15 protein-coding genes are annotated in these 22,105 nt (G+C 37.1%); 8 read left to right on the top strand and 7 right to left on the bottom strand.

Annotated elements, in window-relative coordinates; genetic code table 11:
- The gene (locus AC1M9F_RS10095) at positions 1–2,133 is read left to right on the top strand and encodes a peptidase domain-containing ABC transporter (RefSeq protein ID WP_481597691.1); all 2,133 of its coding nucleotides are present in this window, start codon (positions 1–3) and stop codon (positions 2,131–2,133) included.
- Complete coding sequence (locus AC1M9F_RS10100; protein ID WP_179998557.1) at positions 2,130–3,671, top strand: TolC family protein; 1,542 nt, start codon at positions 2,130–2,132, stop codon at positions 3,669–3,671. Before AC1M9F_RS10095 ends, AC1M9F_RS10100 begins: the two co-directional genes overlap by 4 nt.
- A 58-nt stretch (positions 3,672–3,729) precedes the next feature.
- Here the strand turns inward: AC1M9F_RS10100 and AC1M9F_RS10105 are convergent, their stop codons facing one another.
- The 3 genes from AC1M9F_RS10105 to AC1M9F_RS10115 all read right to left on the bottom strand — a co-directional run bounded on the left by AC1M9F_RS10105 (position 3,730) and on the right by AC1M9F_RS10115 (position 7,861).
- A complete protein-coding gene (locus AC1M9F_RS10105; RefSeq protein WP_092767019.1) occupies positions 3,730–5,067 on the bottom strand; it encodes a CitMHS family transporter in 1,338 nt (445 codons plus the stop codon).
- 337 nt (positions 5,068–5,404) lie between these two features.
- The gene (paeA, locus tag AC1M9F_RS10110) at positions 5,405–6,727 is read right to left on the bottom strand and encodes a polyamine export protein PaeA (protein ID WP_035267989.1); all 1,323 of its coding nucleotides are present in this window, start codon (positions 6,725–6,727) and stop codon (positions 5,405–5,407) included.
- 141 nt (positions 6,728–6,868) lie between these two features.
- Positions 6,869–7,861, bottom strand: a complete 993-nt coding sequence (locus AC1M9F_RS10115) for a LysR family transcriptional regulator (RefSeq protein ID WP_035268043.1) — start codon at positions 7,859–7,861, stop codon at positions 6,869–6,871.
- Between the two features lie 681 nt (positions 7,862–8,542).
- On the opposite strand from AC1M9F_RS10115, the gene AC1M9F_RS10120 reads away from it, so the two are divergent.
- Together AC1M9F_RS10120 and AC1M9F_RS10125 are read left to right on the top strand one after the other, a co-directional pair.
- A complete protein-coding gene (locus AC1M9F_RS10120; RefSeq protein ID WP_035267987.1) occupies positions 8,543–10,144 on the top strand; it encodes an isocitrate lyase in 1,602 nt (533 codons plus the stop codon).
- Positions 10,145–10,338: 194 nt separating this feature from the next.
- Positions 10,339–10,926: a 1-acyl-sn-glycerol-3-phosphate acyltransferase gene (locus tag AC1M9F_RS10125; protein ID WP_180028109.1), complete on the top strand. Its 588-nt coding sequence runs from the start codon at positions 10,339–10,341 to the stop codon at positions 10,924–10,926.
- 31 nt (positions 10,927–10,957) lie between these two features.
- Here AC1M9F_RS10125 and AC1M9F_RS10130 read toward each other — a convergent pair whose 3' ends face one another.
- The 4 genes from AC1M9F_RS10130 to trpS form a co-directional block, all read right to left on the bottom strand.
- Positions 10,958–11,695 (bottom strand): sulfite exporter TauE/SafE family protein, encoded by a 738-nt coding sequence (locus tag AC1M9F_RS10130; RefSeq protein WP_481588071.1) that lies wholly within the window; start codon positions 11,693–11,695, stop codon positions 10,958–10,960.
- A gap of 169 nt (positions 11,696–11,864) precedes the next feature.
- Complete coding sequence (locus tag AC1M9F_RS10135; protein WP_481597692.1) at positions 11,865–13,574, bottom strand: flotillin family protein; 1,710 nt, start codon at positions 13,572–13,574, stop codon at positions 11,865–11,867.
- Positions 13,575–13,592: 18 nt separating this feature from the next.
- The gene (locus AC1M9F_RS10140) at positions 13,593–14,231 is read right to left on the bottom strand and encodes a YqiJ family protein (RefSeq protein ID WP_481597693.1); all 639 of its coding nucleotides are present in this window, start codon (positions 14,229–14,231) and stop codon (positions 13,593–13,595) included.
- A gap of 383 nt (positions 14,232–14,614) precedes the next feature.
- Positions 14,615–15,628: a tryptophan--tRNA ligase gene (gene trpS, locus AC1M9F_RS10145; protein WP_092767023.1), complete on the bottom strand. Its 1,014-nt coding sequence runs from the start codon at positions 15,626–15,628 to the stop codon at positions 14,615–14,617.
- A 202-nt stretch (positions 15,629–15,830) separates the two neighbouring features.
- Between trpS and AC1M9F_RS10150 the strand changes: the two genes are divergently transcribed.
- The 4 genes from AC1M9F_RS10150 to AC1M9F_RS10165 form a co-directional block, all read left to right on the top strand.
- Positions 15,831–16,754, top strand: coding sequence for a DUF808 domain-containing protein (locus tag AC1M9F_RS10150; RefSeq protein ID WP_481597694.1), 924 nt, complete (start codon positions 15,831–15,833; stop codon positions 16,752–16,754).
- A gap of 56 nt (positions 16,755–16,810) precedes the next feature.
- Positions 16,811–17,710 (top strand): KPN_02809 family neutral zinc metallopeptidase, encoded by a 900-nt coding sequence (gene ypfJ, locus AC1M9F_RS10155; protein WP_035270407.1) that lies wholly within the window; start codon positions 16,811–16,813, stop codon positions 17,708–17,710.
- 205 nt (positions 17,711–17,915) lie between these two features.
- Complete coding sequence (locus AC1M9F_RS10160; RefSeq protein ID WP_481597695.1) at positions 17,916–19,415, top strand: cation:proton antiporter; 1,500 nt, start codon at positions 17,916–17,918, stop codon at positions 19,413–19,415.
- A 577-nt stretch (positions 19,416–19,992) separates the two neighbouring features.
- On the top strand, positions 19,993–22,105 hold a 2,113-nt coding region (locus AC1M9F_RS10165), incomplete at its 3' end, for an Ig-like domain-containing protein (RefSeq protein WP_481597696.1).

Consider the following 22,105-nt stretch of genomic DNA (forward strand, 5'->3'; position numbering starts at 1 on the left):
ATGCAGATATTAGACAAAATTTCTCTTGGATTTGGACGGAAAATTCCAACCATTTTACAGACGGAAGCGACAGAATGTGGATTAGCCTGTATTGCGATGATTGCGCATTATTATGGCTATAAGTCTGATTTATTAACGTTAAGACGTCGTTTTTCAGTTTCTCAAAAGGGTTCAAATCTCAATCAGCTGATCAAAATTAGTAATCAGTTGAAAATGGTAACACGCCCATTAAAGCTGGATTTAGAAGATTTAGATCAGCTTAAAACCCCGTGTATTTTACATTGGGATTTCAACCACTTTGTGGTATTGCAAGAAGTCAGTGCCAATAAAGTCACGATTTTAGATCCAGCATTTGGTAAACGTGTACTGACACTCAATGAGGTGTCTGAACATTTTACGGGTGTTGCATTAGAGCTTTGGCCAGATACTGAATTTGAAAAAAAAGAAGATAAAAATCAGATTCAGCTTAAAGGTCTAATCGGTCATGTTCGTGGTTTATGGAAATCTCTCGGGCAAATTTTAATCTTGGCCTTAGCCTTAGAAGTTTTTTCATTAATTAGCCCATTTTTTATGCAATGGGTGATCGACCATGTGATCGTATCTGCAGATCGGGATCTCTTAACGATACTGGCTATTGGGTTTGGCATGTTGATGTTGCTTCAGCAGTTTATCGGGCTACTTCGTTCTTGGATCATGATGTATATGAGCACACATTTAAGTGTGCAGTGGCAAGCCAACGTCTTTAATCACATGATTAATGTTCCTGTCTCTTATTTTGAAAGACGATCACTCGGTGACATTGTTTCGCGATTTGGATCAATTGGGAACATTCAAACCACGCTCACCACAACGTTCTTAGCTGCGATTCTTGATGGATTAATGACAGTATTTACGTTGATTTTAATGTTTGTATACAGTCCGAAGTTAGCTTGGATTGCAATTTTTACCATGGGCTTATACGCCTTAATCCGATGGATTTGGTATGCACCTTTGAAGCGAGCGACTGAAGCGCAAATTATTCATGCAGCGAAGCAAAGCAGCCATTTTATGGAAACTGTGCGTGGAGCTAAAACCATAAAACTGTTCCAGCGACAAGATGTTCGCCGTTCGACTTGGTTAAACCTTATGGTCAATCAAGTCAATGCTGGATTAACGACCCAAAAGTTAGGTTTAGGATTCTCATTGGCGAATGGAGTCTTATTTGGGATTCAGAACATTCTAATTATTTGGTTAGGTGCCACATTGGTATTGGAGGGTAATTTTACAGTTGGTGTGCTGATGGCATTTATGGCGTATAAAGGCCAATTTGATAGTCGGGTTGCAGGACTAATCGATAAGTTTATCGAAGTTAAAATGCTTCAAATTGATGTAGAGCGTTTATCCGATATTGTGTTAACAGAACAAGAAAAATTATACGGTGATGCTGAAATCACAAATGTAGATCAGGTTGAGAATGCAATTGAAGTCGAAAATCTGCACTTTAAATATTCAGAAAATGATCCTTATGTACTCAAGGGGATTAGTTTTAAGATTCCCCAAAATCAATCTGTCGCCATTGTCGGGGCAACAGGTTGCGGTAAGACCACACTGCTACATGTTCTGTTAGGCGTATTTAAACAGAATGAAGGTGAAGTCAAAATCATGGGGCGTGACTTTGAACAATTAGGATTAAACGCTGTGCGAGATCAAGTCGCGACAGTGTTACAAGATGACATTCTATTTGCTGGTTCAATCGCAGAAAACATTTGCTTTTTTGATTCAAATCCAGATATGCAATGGGTACAACAATGTGCAGCCTATGCCGCAATTCATGATGACATTAGCCGTATGCCAATGGGATATCAAACCTTAGTGGGGGATATTGGTAATATGTTGTCAGGAGGACAAAAACAAAGAATTTTATTGGCTCGTGCTATCTATAAAAAACCAAAGATTTTATTTATGGATGAGGCGACCAGTAGTTTAGACGTATTAAAAGAACAAGAGGTCAATACAAATCTCAAGCATTTGAATATTACCAAATTGATTATTGCACATCGTCCAGAAACGATTTCATCTGCTGAGCGGATTATCGCTTTACAAGATGGCGTGATTGTCCGTGATATGTTGACCAAGGATTTGCAACCTAAATGAAAATTACATACATCGCTTTCATTGTTGTTGCAGGGTCTCTATTCGGACATAGTTCGTTGGCTTATGCAGAGAGTTGGTTGTCAAAACTGACTCCAAATCTAAAAAAACAGCGCGAGACTTTATGGTTTGATGAGCTCACGGCTCAGCGTAAAGCCCGTGAGAATGAGACAAAACGTAAGCAAATAGAACAACAACTCAATCAAAGTGTGTCACTTGATCTTCAAAATCAGAAAATTTTAAGTCAACCTCAACATTGTTTATCTCAAAATAATCTCAAGAATGAACAGCAAATAGAACTCATTGATGCCATTGAACGTGCAGTTTGTCGTAATCCTGAGACTAAAAGTGCTTGGGTACAAACGCGTATTCAAGCTGCTCAGCTTAAAATCTCCAAAGCAAATTATTATCCTCAAGTGAATAGCACCTTGAATTACGATTGGTCACGTGATGATAATCAAGTAAAAGATCGTCCTGTTTTGAGTTATGACACTGACTTACGCCGTTACGGACTTGGAATAAGAGCCAATTGGCTACTTTATGATTTTGGTAGTCGATTTTATCAAGCAGAAGAAGCCGAAAAATTATTAGCGATGTCTTTGGCACAGCATGATGTTGCTTTGCAAAATATGATCATCAAAACGATTTCGACTTATTATCAAATTATTCAGGCTGAGTTAAAGTTAAACAATATTACTGAGTTGGTTGTATTTGCAGAAAAAAACTATGAAATTGCAAATGCTCGATATCGTGCGGGTGTTGGTATCAAATCAGATGCATTACAAATGTCCGCAAATTTGGCGAAAGCAAAGTCAGATCAAACTAAATTTTTAGGTGATTTAAAAATAGCAAAAGGACTTTTAGCATCATTAATGGGTGAGCCTACATACCAAAATTTCAAAATTAATAATCAGTTAAAAATTCCAAAAGAGCTAGATCTTAAACCGATTGAAATGCTCATTCAGGATGCTGAAAAAATGCATCCAAAGTTTAAAGCTGCACAGTATGATTCACTCGCAGCTGAAAATAAAATTAAGGCAATACAGCGTTCTAGATATCCATCTATTAGTTTTAACGGCATTTATGATCAGCAAAAACAAACGAGTGACAGCTATGGAAGTGATCGCCAATCTCTACAAGCGGGTGTGCAAGTTAATTTCCCATTGTTTGATGGTTATAATCGAAAAAATCAAATTGTCGTTGCTCAAGAAAACTTAAAATTAAAGCTATTAGAGCAAGAGAGATTGAAGCTTGAAATTAATGCTGAAATCTGGAAAAACTATAATGAGCTAAATGCAATTCATGACAATATTAAGGCGCTAACGATATTGAATCAAAGTGCTTCAGAAGCCTATGAAGTCGCTCAAGGACGTTATAAAGCGGGTGTAGGAAATTTACTCGAAGTGCTTAATGCTCAGAATGTGTTGAGTGAAGCAAAAATGAATTATTCCACCTTGTTGACAGAGTTTTTAGTGGTGAGGTATCAACTTCTATCTAACATGGGAAATTTGAATATTTGGAATGAGACACGAGCTCAATAAGTCTTTATAAATAAGAGAGTGGAGTGATCAATAAATCACTCCGAAACTCGAGCTACGATTAAATGGCAGAATAAAACGGGAACATCCCAAATATTAATCCACTTGCAAGCATCACTAAGCACGTAATAATCGCCCATTTAATGGTAAATTTTTGGTGTTGACCAAACTCAATCCCAGCAAGCCCGCAGAGTAAAAAGGTAGATGGAACTAAGGGTGAGAGCAGATGAACGGGTTGACCAACAATCGATGCACGAGCCATTTCCACAGGAGAGATGCCATAATGTGCTGCAGCTTCAGATAAGATGGGCAGAACACCATAGTAAAAAGCATCATTTGACATAAAGAACGTTAAAGGCATGCTTAAAACGGCTGTGATTGGTGCCAAATATGGACCCATACTATCTGGAATAATCGCTACTAACTCTTTTGACATGGCATCGACCATACCCGTGCCAGTGAGTAAACCTGTAAAAATACCAGCGGCAAAAATAATACCAACGACATTTAAAGCACTACCAGCATGATGAGCGACTAGGCTTTTTTGCATATCAATATCACGATAGTTCACGACTAAAGCAATACACAATGCAATCATAAATAAAATAGGCATAGGCAAAATACCCATGACTAGGCTGGCCATCAGTGCAAGAGTCAATAATCCATTGAACCATCTCAAATGCGCTCGATTTGCCTCTGGGTTTGATGAAATTTGAATATTGTCGCCATGGCTAATATCCAATTCCATGATGCCTAATCTTTTTCGCTCCATTCGGCCATACATGGTTCCTAAAAAGTACAACCAACCAATGGCGAACAGCATCGGTAAAATCATAGGAACAAACACATCGCTAGGATCTACATGGAGTGCACTTGCCGCACGTGCAGTAGGTCCACCCCATGGCGTTAAATTCATGATTCCACTGGCTAACATCATGAGACAGGCCATAATTAAAGGGCTCATGCCTAATCGCTTGTAAAGCGGTAACATGGCAGCAACACAGATCATATAAGTGGTAGAGCCATCACCATCTAAAGACACGATCAATGTTAAGGTAATCGTACCTAATACTACTTTGAGGGGATCACCTTTTACCAATCTGAGAATAAATTTCACTGATGGATCGAATAAACCTGTATCAATCATGATGGCAAAATACAAGATAGCAAATAGCAACATGACGCCGGTAGGTGCTAACTTTTTAACACCATCTAACATCATTTCACCAAGTTCATTAAGTTGAATATGGTTCAAACTATCTACAAAAAAACCTAATCCATATGCAATTAGCGCAAAAAGAACGGGAATAAGCGTGAGTGCGACGAGGGGAGTCATACGTCTAGACATAATGAGGTACATAAAGCACAAAATCATGCCCAAACCAAGCAAGGTCAACATGGATCTATCCTTAGATTAGCGTTTTAATCAATATTGTTTCTATTACAGTATTTGTTATCTTCGAAAACGCCGACCATCTTAGAGAAATTTATGATTAAACTAAATATTGTTTAGAAAATATTAAAATAACCATAATTTTTATAAAAAATAGTATTTAAAATTCATAAGTTTAGAATTTATATTTTGTGATTGGAGACATTAAATATGATTTTTAAGTGTGATAGTTGTAATAAAAATTGAGTATAAGTTCTAATTTTAATAATTTTTGAAGGCGAAAAATCTCAAGTTTAATTAGATAAACTGAATAAAAAAATCCACCTGAGTGGTGGATAGTGTCTTATTCAACAGTTGATTCTAATTCTGCTTTTTCATCAAGTAATCTGGTCACGAGTAGTTGGTCAATTTTAAAATGGTCAACATCGACCACCTCGAATTTATAACCATTAAATACTACACTATCAGCAGGACGTGGAATCTTACGAAGTTTAAACATCATAAACCCAGCTAAAGTTTCATAGTTTTCATCATCAGGCATTTCATCAATTTCTAATGCATGCTTGACATCTTCAATGGGTGTACTGCCTTCAATCAGCCAAGAATGATCATCCCGCTTGATAATTTGAAGATCTTCATCCGTTGGCGTAACCCAGTCACCCATCACGGTAATCATAATATCAGATAGGGTAATAACACCAACCACCAAGGCATATTCATTGATCACAACGGCAAACTTTTCTTTACTAGATCTGAAGCGATCAAGTAATTCTGATAGTGTAAGTGTATCTGGAATCGTTAATACATTACGGATAGTGGATTCATTCAACTGATTAAATTTTTGATTATTTAAAATACGAATCAAGATATCTTTAGCATCAACATAGCCAATCACTTGATCAATATTTTCATTGCAGACTAAATATTTTGAATAGGGAAATTCAGCCAGTTTTTGACGAATACTTTCTTCTGATTCATTGATGGTAAAGAAAACTACGTTTTCACGTGTAGTCATGCTCGAAGGAACATTTCGTTCTTCAAGTTCAAATACATTTTCAATAAAGTGATGTTCTTGTTTTTGTAAGACACCTGCTTGTGCCCCTGCATCCATTACCGCGGAAATATCATCAAAAGTAATATTATCATCACGAGTAGTATTTACTTTGAATAAACGGAATAAGAGGTTGGCAATTGCATTGATAAACCAAGCTAATGGACGACAAACAGTAATGAATACCTGAATAGGATTAATTAAAGAGACAGCGATTTTTTCAGGTGCAATCATTGCCAATCGTTTAGGCATAAGATCAGCAAATAAAATAAACAGTGATGTCACTAAAGTAAATGACAATGCAAAACCAATTGATTGTGACCAAGGACCATCATAGAAACGATCGACCAAAATCACAAAATAAGGTCTAAATGCAGCTTCACCTAAAATCCCCCCCAAAATTGCAATAGCATTTAAGCCGATTTGCGAGGCAGCAAAGAAATCAGCTGAATTCTCTTGAAGCGTAAGCACTTTTTGTGCACGATCATCACCAGACTCAGCCAAAATTTTCAGTTTCACTTTACGTGATCCTGCAAGTGCGATTTCACTTAATGATAAGAATCCAGCTCCAGCAATCAAAATCATAATGATCACGAAATTCTGAAAGAGGCTCACACGAACACCTTTGTTTTTAAATTATTTATGAGGAAAGTTTTATCACAAAAAACATAGAGGTAGTGAATTTTTACACTACCTCAATATCATAGTTATTGAGTAAAAAATTTTAAAGTATTGATTTAAATCAGCTCTACTCAATCAAAATTGTGAGAAGTGGGTATTGTTATTTGAAAGAAATTCACGATTTTCTTCCTCAGTCATTTGACGAGCAACATATAAAATCAACTGACGTAACCAACGATGAGCAGGATGATGATGTAATAGAGGGCACCACGCCATTTTGAGTTCAAATTCAGGAATGTAAAATGGAGGGTCTTTGAGCATCAAGTTTTGACTTTTAGCTTGTAGGCGAGCGATTTTCGTCGGTAATGTCGCAATGAGATCGACATTAGACGCTAATAAACCTGGCATTTGATAATGACGTGTAAATACCGAAATTTTGCGTTTTTGACCAATACGTTCTAAAGCTTGATCAATCCAACCTAAACCAGCTTGTTTTTCTGGGTTAACACCAAATCCTACCCCCATCCCAGTTTTAGAAACCCAGATATGTTGCGCATCTAGATAACTTTTTAGATTCAAATTATTTACGGCAGGATGCTTATTATTGAGTAAGCATGAAAAGCTGTCACGCCACACCAGAACCTGATGAAAACTTTGTGGTATTTCGTTGAAACGGTTGATAGCAAGATCAACTTTACCTTGTTCCATATCACGATAGGATACATCACTCGGTGTTAGAAAATCTAAAACAACATTTGGTGCTTCTGAACGCAGAGCCTTAACTAAGCGAGGCACTAGTGTCGCTTCAGCATAATCTGAAGTCATGATGCGGAAAACACGATTTGACGTATAAGGTCTAAATTCTGTTCGTGGTTCTAAGATCATAGATAGATCAGAAAGGGCATCACGAATACGAGGCTGTAGTTCTAAAGCCCTTTCCGTAGGAGTCATTCCTTCAGAAGAGCGAATTAAAAGCGGATCATTAAATAAGTTACGAAGACGACGTAAAATATTACTCATTGCAGGCTGAGTAACACCTAATTGTTCTGCTGCACGTGTAACATTCTTCTCTCGCAAAAGAACATCTAAGTAAATTAAGAGATTGAGATCAACCCGCTCAAGATTCATAAAAAAAATACCGAAAATAAATTTTTGAAATCGTGGGGAATTATGCCACAAGCGCTTAGGTTTGTGTGTTTTTATGCTGATTTTTTCAGCAGAATTTAACATATATTCATCAAATTTACGTCTTTTTTGTCATAAGACAGACCCTATACATTTATTTAAGAAATAGGGCTTTAGTTGTTTTTGAAATTACCATGCTATCTTCTAAATTGTTTTTAGGTTTATCTCAATTTAAATGCTTTATTGGTAATTCCATCAATATGGTTCACAGTTTAAAAAATATTCATTTAAAACTAACAGTTTAATAACGATGCTCTGTCAGAAAAGTCAATTGAAGGTTAATATCTAAAGATGTTTGAAGAAAAATTAAACGTAATTGTGAGCTTGATACTTAAGTCTAATGAATAAGAATTACTCAAATTGTGTTAAAAGTGTACAAATACTTATTTTATAAATTTAATTAAAATCAATAATTTATAGAATGGTATTTCATTTATATTACGACTTTAATCTACATATTTTTTAAATAAATACTGAGAATTAAACGAAAATATTGGATTAATTTCTAGAGTCAATCTAAGCTAAGTCCATAGCAACGAAGCGCTCTAAATCTGAACAATTAATACCGAGTAGATTTAGTCCTTCGATTGATAAATCCTAAAATTATATACAGGGTAAAATATCATGACTACATACCAAACAGCGATTGATGCAATCCGCGAATTAAAAGCAAAATTCGGCAACACTTGGGCAGACATCAGTCCTGAAGATGCTGCACGTATGCAACTTCAAAACCGTTTCAAAACTGGTTTAGATATTGCGAAATACACAGCTGCGATTATGCGTCGTGATATGGCTGCTTATGATGCTGATTCTAGCAAATATACTCAATCTTTGGGTTGCTGGCATGGTTTCATCGCACAACAAAAAATGATTGCGAACAAAAAATACTTCGGTACTACTGAACGCCGTTACATCTACCTTTCTGGTTGGATGGTTGCTGCACTTCGTTCTGAGTTTGGTCCACTTCCTGACCAATCTATGCACGAAAAAACTTCAGTTCCTGCATTGATCGAAGAAATCTACACATTCTTACGTCAAGCAGACGCAAAAGAATTAAACGACTTATTCCGTGCACTTAAAAAAGCGCAAGAAGCGGGTGACACTGCTAAAGCTGCTGAAATCACTTCACAAATCGACAACTTCCAAACTCACGTTGTGCCAATTATTGCCGACATCGACGCTGGTTTCGGTAACGAAGAAGCAACTTACTTACTTGCGAAGAAAATGATCGAAGCGGGTGCATGTGCACTTCAAATCGAAAACCAAGTTTCTGACGCGAAACAATGTGGTCACCAAGCAGGTAAAGTAACTGTTCCACACGAAGACTTCATTGCGAAAATCCATGCACTTCGCTATGCATTCTTAGAAATGGGTCTTGACGACGGTATCATCGTTGCACGTACTGACTCTGAAGGCGCTGACTTGACTCAAAAAATCCCAGTGGTTAAAGAGCCAGGCGATATCGCTTCTCAATACATCAGCTACTTAGACACTACTGAAATTGATATTTCAGAAGCGCAAGAAGACGAAATCCTAATCAAACGTGATGGTAAATTACACCGTCCTAAGCGTTTAGCTTCTGGTCTATATCAATTCCGTGAAGGTACTCAAATTGACCGTGTTGTACTTGACTGTGTAACAAGTTTACAGAACGGGGCTGACCTTCTTTGGATCGAAACTGCAACGCCAAACGTTGAAGAAATCGCTCACATGGTGAACCGTGTACGTGAAGTTGTGCCAAATGCAAAACTTGTTTATAACAACTCACCATCATTCAACTGGACGTTAAACTTCCGTCAACAAGCTTACGACCGTTGGGTTGCTGAAGGTAAAGACGTATCTGCTTACGACCGTGCTAAGTTAATGAGCGCTGAGTATGACAATACTGAATTAGCTGCTGATGCTGATGCGAAGATCCGTACGTTCCAAGCTGATGCTTCTCGTGAAGCAGGTGTATTCCATCACTTGATTACACTTCCGACTTACCACACTGCTGCGCTTTCTACACATGAGCTTGCAGAAGGTTACTTCGGTTCTGAAGGTATGTTGGCTTATGTTGCTGGTGTACAACGTAAAGAAATCCGTGGTGGTATCGCTTGTGTTAAACATCAAGCAATGGCTGGTTCAGACATCGGTGATGACCATAAAGAAATCTTCGCTGGCGACAACGCGCTTAAAGCGGGTGACGATGCGAAAAATACAATGAACCAATTCTCTGCATAAGCACTGAACTAATTCAAAAAAACCCTGCGTAAGCAGGGTTTTTTTATTGTTAATGAAATTATTTAACTAAATACATGAGCCAATTTAATTGATGTATAGATAGAAAAACAGCGGTAGTAAAATCTAATACATATTTTGAATAAAAGTAATGCCAAAGCTGTTACAATCCCGAAAATTTACATTTGTATATTTATATGTTTGAAAAATTTGCTGAACAGAGTTTAAATGCATTAGGTTGGGAAATTGATAACCATTGGCCCTTAGATTTAGACCAATGTGTCATGATTGCTGCACCACACACCAGTAACTGGGATGCTTTATACGCGCGATTAGCGCTCAAAGCTTTAGGTGTAAATGTCAGAATTACAATTAAAGACAGCTATATGAAGTTTCCATTTGGTCCTTTTGTCCGGGCTATGGGAGGGATCGGAATTAATCGCCGACCGAAGAAAGAGGGAGAGGAAAGACCAAGCATGGTGCAATTAATGGCAGATCTTTTTAAAGATCATCCAAAATTGGTCATGTTGGTGACGCCAGAGGGAACAAGGTCAAAACAAGAAAAATGGAAAACGGGTTTTTACCATGTAGCAATTACAGCGAATGTCCCAATCGCTTTAGCATATATGGATTACAGTCAAAAAAAATGCGGTGTAGGTAAAATTATTTATCCTACTGGAGATATAGAAGTGGATATGGCAGAAATTATGGAATTTTATTCAAAGATTTCAGCTAAATTCCCCGAAAAATTTAGTGTTGACCAACGATATTCACACAACAGTTAATATATGGAGAAGGCAGAACAATCTGCCTTTTTTAATACAAGAAAATTGCGTTTAGGGTTAAAATAAAGCCTGAAAAAAACAATAAAGTTAAGACAATCGATTTAAATTTTTGCTCAGATATTTGATAAAAAATTTTTGCACCAATGATCGTAGGTAGGCTAACTGCAAAGATCAAAATCCACAAATAAGACAAGTGATTCACGTTAATGGTCTGGTTAAATAAATAGATGATCAAAGTAAACAGTTGGATGGCAAAATTAAAATGTCGAAGAATGTTGCGTTGCTCATGTTTAGGAAGTTGTTTAAGCATCACCCAAGCCGAGGGAATTGCACCACAGAATCCACCGAGCCCACCTAAAATTCCACCCAAAAAACCAATCAAGCCGTCCATCCTGAGTCTGGTATCTTTTAAACAATGTAGTTGCGGATTAAAGAACATGAGTGGGCACCAAATTAATAAAAATATCCCAAGTAGTAATTTGAACGTGTCTGCATTGATATAATGAAGCAAAAAAGTACCCAAAGGTACTCCAATTAAGCCAGCGATAATATAGACCCAAACGATAGAAGGCTTTATAAAGGTTCTTGGTTCTTTATACATTGAAATGATATGACACCATAGTGATGCACAAACGACCAAGGGGGCGGTGATCTGAGGCGGTAGAATCCATACCCAAAAAGACATCGCAATAAGAGCGAAGGCAAAACCTGTGAGTCCTTGAATAAATCCAGCAAAAATTGCGCCTAGAATAAAGATACATAACGTCATAAGGTGACTGCATCAATTGCTAAAGCAGGAGTAAAAGAAAAATGCATGAGATCGTCGGATAAGGAAAACTGATCAATCCTAAAATAATATTTGTTATCTTAAAAATAATAAGAACAGCAATAGCTAGCAGTAAAGCGAATAAAAGCCCTGAAAATCAGGGCTTTTATTATTAATTGGAGTTAGGTTTTAGGTTTTGTGTAAGACCGTTGATGTCCCCACCCTGAATACCGAGTTCACTCATTAAGCTGTCAATAAGAGGTGCTTGCGAACGATATCTAAGTGCGCTATTCACCACTTGATCTGAAAGTGCAACGGATTGTGATTGATCTGCTTGATCAGCTGAAGTTGTGGCGCCAGTAATGCCACCAAGACCATTCACTTGTAATATCTTGATATCATCAATATTTTCCATTGGTTTAACACTTTCACGGATGATTTCAGGCAAATACTTCAAAAGTGCCAAACGAATTTGCATCTCAACTTGTTCACTTGACAAAATATTATTTGCTTCATTGACTGCGCGTGTCCCTTCAGCATCGACTTGGTATTGTTTTTCCAAAGCTTGAGCCAAAAGAATTTTAGCATCAGCTTCACCTTTAGCTTTCAAGCGGACTTTTTCAGCTTCTGCTTCAGCCGCAGTACGAACAGCTTCAGCCTCATCTACAGCAGCTTGTTTTGATGCCTCGGCAGCCACAGTAATTGAAATAGCATCAGTTTCTGCAGCCTGTTTTGCAGCAACAAGTTCAACCGCTTTAATTCGCTCAGCTCGCTGTGTTTCACGAACAGTCACAACTTCTTCCTCGGCTTTCACTGCTTGCGCACGAGCTTGGTCAGCAAGTGCTTTGGCTTCGGATTCAGCACGAGATTTCTCGGCAATCGCGATTGCGCGATCTTGTTCCGCAAGTTCAATGGTTTTCTTTTGTTCTACTTGCGCTTGTTCAATAATTTGTGCTTTTTGAATATTTTGATTTTCGACATCACGTGCAGCTGAAATACGTTTTAATTCAATTTCACGTTCTGCAGCGATTTGGGCTTCTTCTGCCTCACGCTTTTTGGCAGCTTCTTGTGTTGCAATTTCAGCAAGTTGTTCAGCTTTTCGAATCGAAATTTCTCGCTCTTGTTGCATCTTTGCGTATTCTTCTTCACGCAGGATTTGAAGGCGTGCTTGTTCAGCCTCTAAATTTTTCGCTTTAATGGCTAAGTCAGCATCTTGTTCAATATCGTTACGTTTTTTTCGACGATCTTCAATAGTTTCTGTTAATTTTGTTAAACCTTCTGCATCAAATGCATTTTGTGGATTAAAAAATTTAAAGCTGGTCTGATCAAGACCTGTTAAAGATACAGTTTCGAGTTCTAAACCATTTTTGAACAGATCTTCTGAAACAACTTGTTGAACTTTCTGTACGAAGTCGACACGTTTTTCATGTAACTCTTCCATAGCCATTTCTGCTGCTACTGCACGCAGGGAATCTACAAATTTACCTTCAACCAAATCTTTTAATTCATTTGGTGACATGGTTTTTTGACCCAAAGTTTGTGCTGCGGTAGCAATGGATTCAGCTGTTGGCTTAACACGAACATAGAACTCAGCCATCACATCTACACGCATTCGATCACGCGTAATCAAGGCTTGATCAGCTGCACGTTTAACTTCTAAGCGAAGGGTATTCATATTAACAGGAATGACTTCATGTAAAACAGGAAGTACAATTGCACCGCCTCCTAATATAACTTTTTCCCCACCAAAACCAGTTCTGACAAATGAAACTTCCTTGCTTGAGCGTTTATATAGTCTTGCAATAATGGTTCCGATGACAACCAGCGCAAGGAGAATAAGTCCTGTAATTATAATAATTTGATAAAAACTTGAACTAAACATTTTTTTCTCTAAGTTGATTTATTGTGAAATTGCTTGAAAGCCTTTGAGACTACGTTGTGTAAGTAAGACTTGCTGACCTTGTACGAATATTTCGTCAGCTTCAGGTTCGACTAAAATGTAATGTGTTTGACCAAAGCGATCTTTGAGTTTTGCTTGCGCAGGATAGTGCATTCGAGCAGTGCCTAAAATGATTTCTGCTCGAAGTCCGATTAAATCATCGCTATGAATTGCTGTGGTTTCATCTTTAGGGATGATCTTTGCTATCCATCTTGAGAATAGCCGTACGAATGGCATACAGACCACAAGTACCAGTGGAGTAATGAGCCAGACTGTTAAAAATGATCCAAATACATGATGGACGATAGATTGGGATAAGAAGCCAACAATTGAAAAGGTCGTGAGAAAGATGATCAGCCAAATTAATACAGGAATACGTCCAAGATAAAGCCAATCCAAAAATTGAATCCAAATACTAGATTGATGGTCAACGATCATTTCAGGAGAAGAATCTAATGAACTAGGTAGAAATTGCTCTAAAAATCCTTGACTACTGAGACCTGTTATTAATAGAAAGACTTCAAGAATGCCTATAAAAAACATCAAGCAGATACTAATACTGAAGAATAGGTTCGACGGATTTATAAACATGTCCCACATGGGTAGTCTCTTATAGATATTAGAATTTTTATCAAATTTTAATCAAAATAATAAAATAAAGTGACGTAATTATCAATTATATAATATTGATTTCATTTTTAATGGATTCAACATAAAAAATACGCAGTGATTGGGGTGATCACTGCGCAGAACAACGAATCTGCTTACACAGTTTCGGTTAAGGAGAAATGTTATGAATTTTGGGGGTATTCATAACAGTAAATAAATGATATTCAATTTCATTTAGCAACTCATTGGTAGTCGGGTTAAAACGTGTAAGATTACGTTAATAAGTTTAATTGAAGGTTAATTTTAAATAGGATAATAAATAGCCAAAAAAAGCCGCAATGTGATGCGGCTTTAAGTTTGCTTATTTTTAAGGATTAAAATTTAAAAACACCTAATCCAGCTTTGACTTCATCCAATGTTGCTTGCGTAATATCACGACACTTGTCTGTACCAGTTTTTAAGATATCCATAATATAATCAGGATCCTTAGCAAGCTCCATACGACGTTCACGAATAGGCGTGATCAACTCTTTTAAAACACCTTCAAGGCGTTTTTTGACTGTACCATCACCTAAACCACCACGACGATAGTGATCTTTAAGCTCTGCTACTTCTTCTGGATTTGGATCGAAAGCATCTAAATAAGTAAATACAACATTACCTTCCACCTGACCTGGATCTTCAATACGAAGATGGTTAGGATCTGTATACATAGCATTTACCGCTTTTTTAATGTCTTTATCAGAAGCATCTAAAACAATTGTATTGCCCAATGATTTAGACATTTTAGCTTTACCATCAAATCCTGGTAGTCGACCAACATTCGATAGCAGAGCTTTACATTCAGGCAAAAGCTCTTGACCAATCTGACGATTTAAACGACGAACAATTTCATTTGTTTGTTCAATCATTGGAATTTGGTCTTCACCCACGGGCACAATCGATGCTTTAAAAGCTGTGATATCAGCTGCTTGGGCAACTGGATAGCATAAGAATCCAGCTGGGATGTCACGCTCGAACCCACGCATTTGTATTTCAGACTTAATCGTAGGATTTCGTTCTAGTCTTGAAACTGTGACAAAGTTTAAATAAAGCATGGTCAGCTCATTCAAAGCTGGCAAGCTTGATTGAACGCAAATTGTTGTTTTTGTCGGGTCGATCCCAACAGCGAGATAGTCAGTTGCAACTTCAATAATATTACGTCTAACTTTTTCGAAGTTATCAGCATTGTCTGTAAAAGCTTGTGCATCAGCCAATAATAGATGTTGGTGATGGGAATCTTGCAAACCTACTCGTGAACGTAAAGAACCGACAAAGTGGCCTAAATGAAGTTGTCCAGTTGGACGGTCACCTGTCAAAATAACAGGGCGATTATCTTGATTACTCATTTTCTATACCAAAGTCATCAACACTAGGGCTGAATTTTTAAAATTTCGCAATATTGTACGGCATTATTTTTTTTTATGTCAGCATAAAGCATCGAAAGAATCGAATTAAAAACACCTTATTTGAGATAGTATTAATAATGTTGATACAGAATAAATTGAAATAGAAGAATAAAATTCCAAAAAACAAAGAAGGATAACAATAATGGCAAATAGTTTATTGGTGCTATTAGATGATATAGCCACCATTCTTGATGATGTTGCGCTGATGAGTAAAATGGCTGCAAAAAAAACGGCCGGTGTATTGGGTGATGACTTAGCACTCAATGCTCAACAAGTTAGTGGTGTGAAAGCCGACCGTGAATTGCCTGTCGTTTGGTCTGTTGCAAAAGGCTCATTTGTTAATAAATTAATTTTGGTTCCATTAGCATTATTAATTAGTGTGATTGCACCTTGGCTTATAAATCCATTATTGATGTTAGGTGGATTATTTTTATGTTATGAAGGTGTAGAAAAAGTAATTCACTCATTACACCATAAAAAAGCTAAAACATCTGAACAGGCCGAAAAAGAACTCGAAAACTTAAATGTAGATCTAGCAACTTTTGAGAAAGATAAAATCAAAGGCGCGATACGAACAGACTTTATTTTATCTGCTGAAATTATCGTGATTTCATTGGGTACAGTTGCAGCAGCTACTTTTGGAATTAAGGTTGCAGTCTTGTCAGTCATCGCAATTTTAATGACGATTGGTGTTTATGGTTTGGTTGCTATGATTGTTAAAATTGATGATTTAGGATTTTATCTCGTCAAACAAACGTCTGCATTCAAACAAAGAATTGGTCAGGGCTTACTTGCTTTTGCGCCTAAACTGATGAAGACACTAACCATTGTCGGAACAATCGCGATGTTCTTGGTTGGTGGCGGTATTATTAATCATACCATTCCATTATTTCATCACTTTACTGAAGATTCTGTCGATTATATTGAACATATTCCAAATATAGGCAGTATCATCGGTGCTTTAACCCCGACACTCTTAAACTTTGTCATAGGTTTTATTGCAGGACTTATTGTTTTGGTCGTTGTTTCAGGAATACAAAAACTATGGAACGCTAGAAAGGTTTAGCGTTTGATGAAATAACGTATTATATCAAGTTATATGATTAAAAAAGGGCTGAGATTATGCGTTGGAAAGGCCGGAGAGTAAGTAGTAATCTAGAAGATCGCCGTGGAGGTGGTGGGGCTAAAGCTGGTGGAATTAGTATTCTCGGTTTAGTTGTTGCATTTGTTGCTTGGAAATTTTTTGGGGTTGATCCACAACAAGCCTATCAGGCAACTAAACAAGTGACTTCTAATAATCAGCAACAAGCGATAGGGATTGAAAACCCAACACCCGAGCAACAAGAAACAGCGGCATTTGTTGGTACGGTACTCGCTGATACTGAAGATACATGGACCACCGTTTTTCAAAAACAGGGAATGCAATACCAAGCACCGAAACTTGTGATGTTTAGTGGTGTAGTCAATTCAGGCTGCGGTACAGCCCAGTCAGCGATGGGGCCATTTTATTGTCCTGCAGACCAAAAAATCTATATTGATACTGATTTTTTTAAAGATATGCGCCAGCAAATGGGTATTTCGGGTGAACGAAATCAATCAGAATTATCTACACAAAATGCTGCTGGTGACTTTGCACAAGCTTATGTGATTGCGCATGAAGTCGGACATCATATTCAAAATCTTTTAGGTATTTCAACTCAAGTCCAACAAGCTAGACAACGAGCTACTGAAGCTCAAGGGAACCAATTATCAGTCCGTTTGGAATTGCAAGCTGATTGTCTAGCTGGTGTGTGGGCAAAAGATACACATCAACGAACTCAATTCTTGGAGCAAGGTGATGTCGAAGAGGCAATGGATGCGGCGCATAAGATTGGTGATGATTATCTTCAGAAAAAGGCGAGAGGACATGTGGTTCCTGATAGCTTTACCCACGGCACAAGCCAACAAAGAATGTATTGGTTCGATCGTGGCATGAAAACAGGTGATGTGAATCAATGTGATACATTCAATGCCTCAATCTAAATCTATCAAGCAGAATCGATTGATTTTTTTGCAAAGTTAAAACATGTAGCCTGCTAATGGAATAATTTATTAGGAAGGCTACACATCTTTAAAAAAAAAGGGATTGCGAGTAATCATTCTTTATATAAAATAAATAAATGGCTATAGTTTTTTCATTTAAAATTTAAATGATCTCATTTAAATAAAACATATCATAGAGTGCAAAATGGGCAACTTTTTTTTTCTCCAAGTATTTACAGTGGTTTTTGCCCTCTCAATTGCCACCACCATATTCAATAAACGAATTCTAGGTTTTCCCCAAGCGATAGGGGTGCCAATCGTTTCAGCAATTTTTGTCTTTATTTTGCAATGGGCTGCCAATTTATTGGGGGATAATCGTTTTATCACCATTAATTTGGCAAATATTGAAGAAGCAGTTCGTCATATTGATTTTTATGATTTTCTCGTAAATGGTGTTATTTGCTTCATTCTTACATCGTCGGCATTGAAATTTAAAGTGTCTGATCTAAAAGTGTATTGGAAGCCAATTAGTATTCTTGCCACTATTGCTTTGGTTCTGTGTGCAGCATTGTTTGGTGGATTATTATTTGGATTTCAATATTTGATTGGTAACCCTGTACCAATACTCGTACTTTTATTACTCGGTTCTGCTTTAGGGGCTACAGATCCAATCGGAATCAAAGGGGTACTCAGTTCTGTACGTGCACCACATCATCTAATGGTGAAATTGGAGGGTGAATCACTGTTCAATGATGCAATGTGTATCGCTGTATTTATGACATTGTTGAATGTGCTTGAAGGCGAGCATTTTAGTCTGTTGCTGACACTACAAACACTCCTTTATGAAATTGTGGTAGCTGTAATTATTGGTTTGGTATTTGGTTGGGGGATTTTACGATTGCTTCGCGGGAAGCATGAAATGGAATCATTAATCCTAACGACAGCTTTACTGGCTTGTGGTTCATATTTGGTTGCTTTATTTGCTCATGCATCAGCACCAATCGCATGTGTGATTGGTGGACTTATTGTTGGTAATAAATGGAAAGAAATTTTACAAAATCGTGAAATCCAAGAAGTAAATCACTTTTGGCATACAGTTGAAGGTATCATTAATTCTTTTTTATTTACTTTAATTGGTTTAGAGCTGTTTATTCTTGATCTTAATGCCAGCATGATACTTGGCGGTATTATCGCATTTGTAATTTTACATATTTCACGTTTTGCTGCGAACTTTCTGGCTTTTGCATTCTTCCCATCGTTTCGTAAGAAAAGCTATAACGGTAGCCTAGCAATTTTATCATGGGGGGGAGTAAGAGGGGGGATTTCATTGGCTCTAATTCTTGCGGTTGCTAATGTCTCAGAGTTAAGGCAATACAGTAGTATCTTGATTGGTTATACTTTTATTGTTGTTTTATTATCGGGCGTAGTATGTGGTTTAGGTTTGCCAGCAGTCATGAATGCTTTCTATTACAATCCTAATGAGGAAAAAGAGGGCTTAAAGGGAATATATCAGCGATTATGTAATAAGCTTAATCGTAAAGGATTTAAATATATTGTTGGTGAAGATAGTAAAGGTAATGAGATTATTACGATTTATAATCCTGAAGTGATATTAGATCGGACTTCTGATGATGGTGTGGCAATCGTCCATCATCCCGCTAAAGCTGAAGAGGTGAAGAAGTTAGAAAATCCAGAAAATTTTTAAAAAAATTATATTTAATTGAAGCAAGCATGATAGTGCTTGCTCTTTTTTTTATGAATTAAGCATGATCAATGCAGAAGATAACAGTGATATTGTTTAAATATTTTATTCAGTTACGCAGAATTTTATCGATGAAATATAAAATTAAAATGTGAAAATTACATCATATTTAAAGCAAATTTTATTTCTTAACTTACTAAAAAGTAAGTATTAATTTTCAATATAAAATGAAAAGTATACTAGTTTACTAACATTAAAATGTTAGGTGAGCAAGTTACCGTATGTAGTTAAGCTAAATATAGCAGAAATTATGATAAGTAAGCCTTTGAAATTTGGTGACCTGAAATATCATAAAAGTAAGTAAAAATATTAATTCTTATGTCATAAGTGTCTGTAAATAAAAGATATATTTTGATTGTGGATGAGCGGTTACAAAAAGCTGATAAAAGAAGCAAAATCTATTCGCATTAAATCTTAAAAATGTGATATAAATCTCACTTATAGATAATAGTGTCTATCTTTTTTGTATCTTAGATGTAGAAAGATCGATAAAAATAAAATTTATAAGTGAGAATTTACCATGGCTAATATCTCCGTAATATCTAAAGAGAGTCATCAGGTATTAGAGAATGTCAACTCTAGTCAAGTGGGGCTTAACGAAAACTCTGTAGTTGTCGTTCAAGTATCTAAAGATGATGTAGCTTCAATCACTCGTGATAATAATAATGCTCTAATCAATTTGCGTAATGGTGAAGTGATTGTGATTGAAAACTATTTCAATCCTTCATTTGCTGATAACAGCCTCGTATTCCAAGATGAAAGTGGTCAACTTTATTGGGTAAAATTTACCAATGAAGATGGCTCAATTGCAGAAACAATTCTGTATTACCCAATCGAAGAAATCGAACCTCTTCTTTATTCCGATGATTTTATCGGTGGTATTCTCCCTTGGTTAATTGGTGCTGGTGCAGCTGGTGCTATTGCAGCAGTCGCAGATAATGGTTCTGACTCTAATCCTACGCCTCAGCCAAAGCCAAGTGCATTATTAAATGCACCAATCGTCATTGATGATGTGCCAGAGCATATCGGTGAAGTTGCTGATGGTGGTGTAACAAATGATGCTCGTCCAGAAATCAAAGGTTCTGGAGCTCAACCTGGTGCAATCATCAAAATCTATAATGGCGATGAACTAATTGGTGAGACGGTTGCATTGTCTAATGGTGATTGGAGTTTTACACCTGATCAAGATTTAAAAGATGGTATCTATGAGCTTTCTGTCACACAAACTGTAAGTGGTCAAGAAAGTGATAAATCACCGATTAAGACAATCACGCTTGATACTGTCCCACCATCAGACATCACTATTGATGAAATTGGAAATAAGGGTGAAACAAACTCAGAAACACCTAAATTATCAGGTGAAGGTGAGCCAGAATCTAATGTTGAAATAGAAATTAAAGATAAAGATGGGAACGTGGTTGATAAAGAAACTGTTCCTGTTGATAAAGATGGTAAATGGGAATATACACCTGAGAAAAACCTTGATGAAGGTAAATACGAAGTTATCGTAACGCCTATTGATAAATCAGGAAATAAAGGTGAAGAAGAAAAACAAGAATTCAATGTTGACTTAACTCCTCCAGACATAGACATCGATCCAATCCCTACTGATCCTGAACCTGAGGGTTGGGATACAGCAACGAATCAATCAACTTTTGCAATCGCTGCAATCGCAAATACTCTTTCGGAATCGGAGAATAATCCAGTGACTACAACTAAAAATCAAACTCCTACATTTACGGGAACCACTAAAGATAGTGAGAGCGTAAAAGTAGTGATTCGCGATAGTTCAGGTAAGATTATCGCAGAAGGTCCTGCTACAGTGACCAACGGTAAATGGCAGTTTAAATCACCTGTAACATTAGCTGAAGGTGACTATAAACTAGAAGCAACAGCATATGACGCGGCTGGTAATAGTAAAGTCGCTACTTCAAGCTTTACTGTGGATATTACTCCACCTAAAGTAACGATTGAAGAGTTACCACTTACGAACATTTATGCGCCTACCTTTAAAGGTAAAACTGAAGATGGTGCAACACAAGTACGTGTTGAAATCAAGGATGCGGCTGGCAAGGTTGTTCAATCTGCAGTTGTGAATGTTGCAGCCGATGGTAGCTGGACATATAAGCCATCTAAAGCGTTACCAGATGGTACATATAGTGTCGAGGCTTCAGCTCGTGATGCGGTAGGAAATGTAAGTCAACCTGCTAAAACTACGGTTGAAGTTGATACAATCGATCCGGAAATTACAATCGATCCTCTAGAAGATACTAGTGATACAACTCCTGAAATTAATGGTAAGACTGAACCGGGCGCAACAGTAAAAGTTGAAATCTTAGACAAAGATGGCAACCCTGTAGCAACAGGTGATGCGACTGTAGATCCTGAAGGTAACTGGTCGTATACACCGACTGAAGCACTACCAGAAGGTGAATATACAGTTAAAGCTGAAGCGAAAGATAAAGCTGGTAACGTTGGTGAAGCGACATCTAATGGCTCATTTAAAGTTGATACAACTGCACCATCTGATACCGATGTAACGATTGATCCAATTGCGGATACAAACGATACAACACCAGAAATCACAGGTACAACTGAACCAGGAACAACAGTAAATGTCGTTGTTAAAGACA

Source organism: Acinetobacter sp. ANC_7504, assembly GCF_056779995.1.

Bases quoted from the DNA above. Each gene is read 5' to 3' on its own strand.
- trpS (WP_092767023.1), bottom strand. From the start codon at position 15,628: ATGAGTAATCAAGATAATCGCCCTGTTATTTTGACAGGTGACCGTCCA.
- ypfJ (WP_035270407.1), top strand. From the start codon at position 16,811: ATGCGTTGGAAAGGCCGGAGAGTAAGTAGTAATCTAGAAGATCGCCGT.
- AC1M9F_RS10130 (WP_481588071.1), bottom strand. From the start codon at position 11,695: ATGACGTTATGTATCTTTATTCTAGGCGCAATTTTTGCTGGATTTATT.
- AC1M9F_RS10105 (WP_092767019.1), bottom strand. From the start codon at position 5,067: ATGTTGACCTTGCTTGGTTTGGGCATGATTTTGTGCTTTATGTACCTC.
- AC1M9F_RS10160 (WP_481597695.1), top strand. From the start codon at position 17,916: ATGGGCAACTTTTTTTTTCTCCAAGTATTTACAGTGGTTTTTGCCCTC.
- AC1M9F_RS10150 (WP_481597694.1), top strand. From the start codon at position 15,831: ATGGCAAATAGTTTATTGGTGCTATTAGATGATATAGCCACCATTCTT.
- AC1M9F_RS10095 (WP_481597691.1), top strand. From the start codon at position 1: ATGCAGATATTAGACAAAATTTCTCTTGGATTTGGACGGAAAATTCCA.
- AC1M9F_RS10100 (WP_179998557.1), top strand. From the start codon at position 2,130: ATGAAAATTACATACATCGCTTTCATTGTTGTTGCAGGGTCTCTATTC.
- AC1M9F_RS10125 (WP_180028109.1), top strand. From the start codon at position 10,339: ATGTTTGAAAAATTTGCTGAACAGAGTTTAAATGCATTAGGTTGGGAA.
- AC1M9F_RS10115 (WP_035268043.1), bottom strand. From the start codon at position 7,861: ATGAATCTTGAGCGGGTTGATCTCAATCTCTTAATTTACTTAGATGTT.
- AC1M9F_RS10135 (WP_481597692.1), bottom strand. From the start codon at position 13,574: ATGTTTAGTTCAAGTTTTTATCAAATTATTATAATTACAGGACTTATT.
- AC1M9F_RS10120 (WP_035267987.1), top strand. From the start codon at position 8,543: ATGACTACATACCAAACAGCGATTGATGCAATCCGCGAATTAAAAGCA.
- AC1M9F_RS10140 (WP_481597693.1), bottom strand. From the start codon at position 14,231: ATGTGGGACATGTTTATAAATCCGTCGAACCTATTCTTCAGTATTAGT.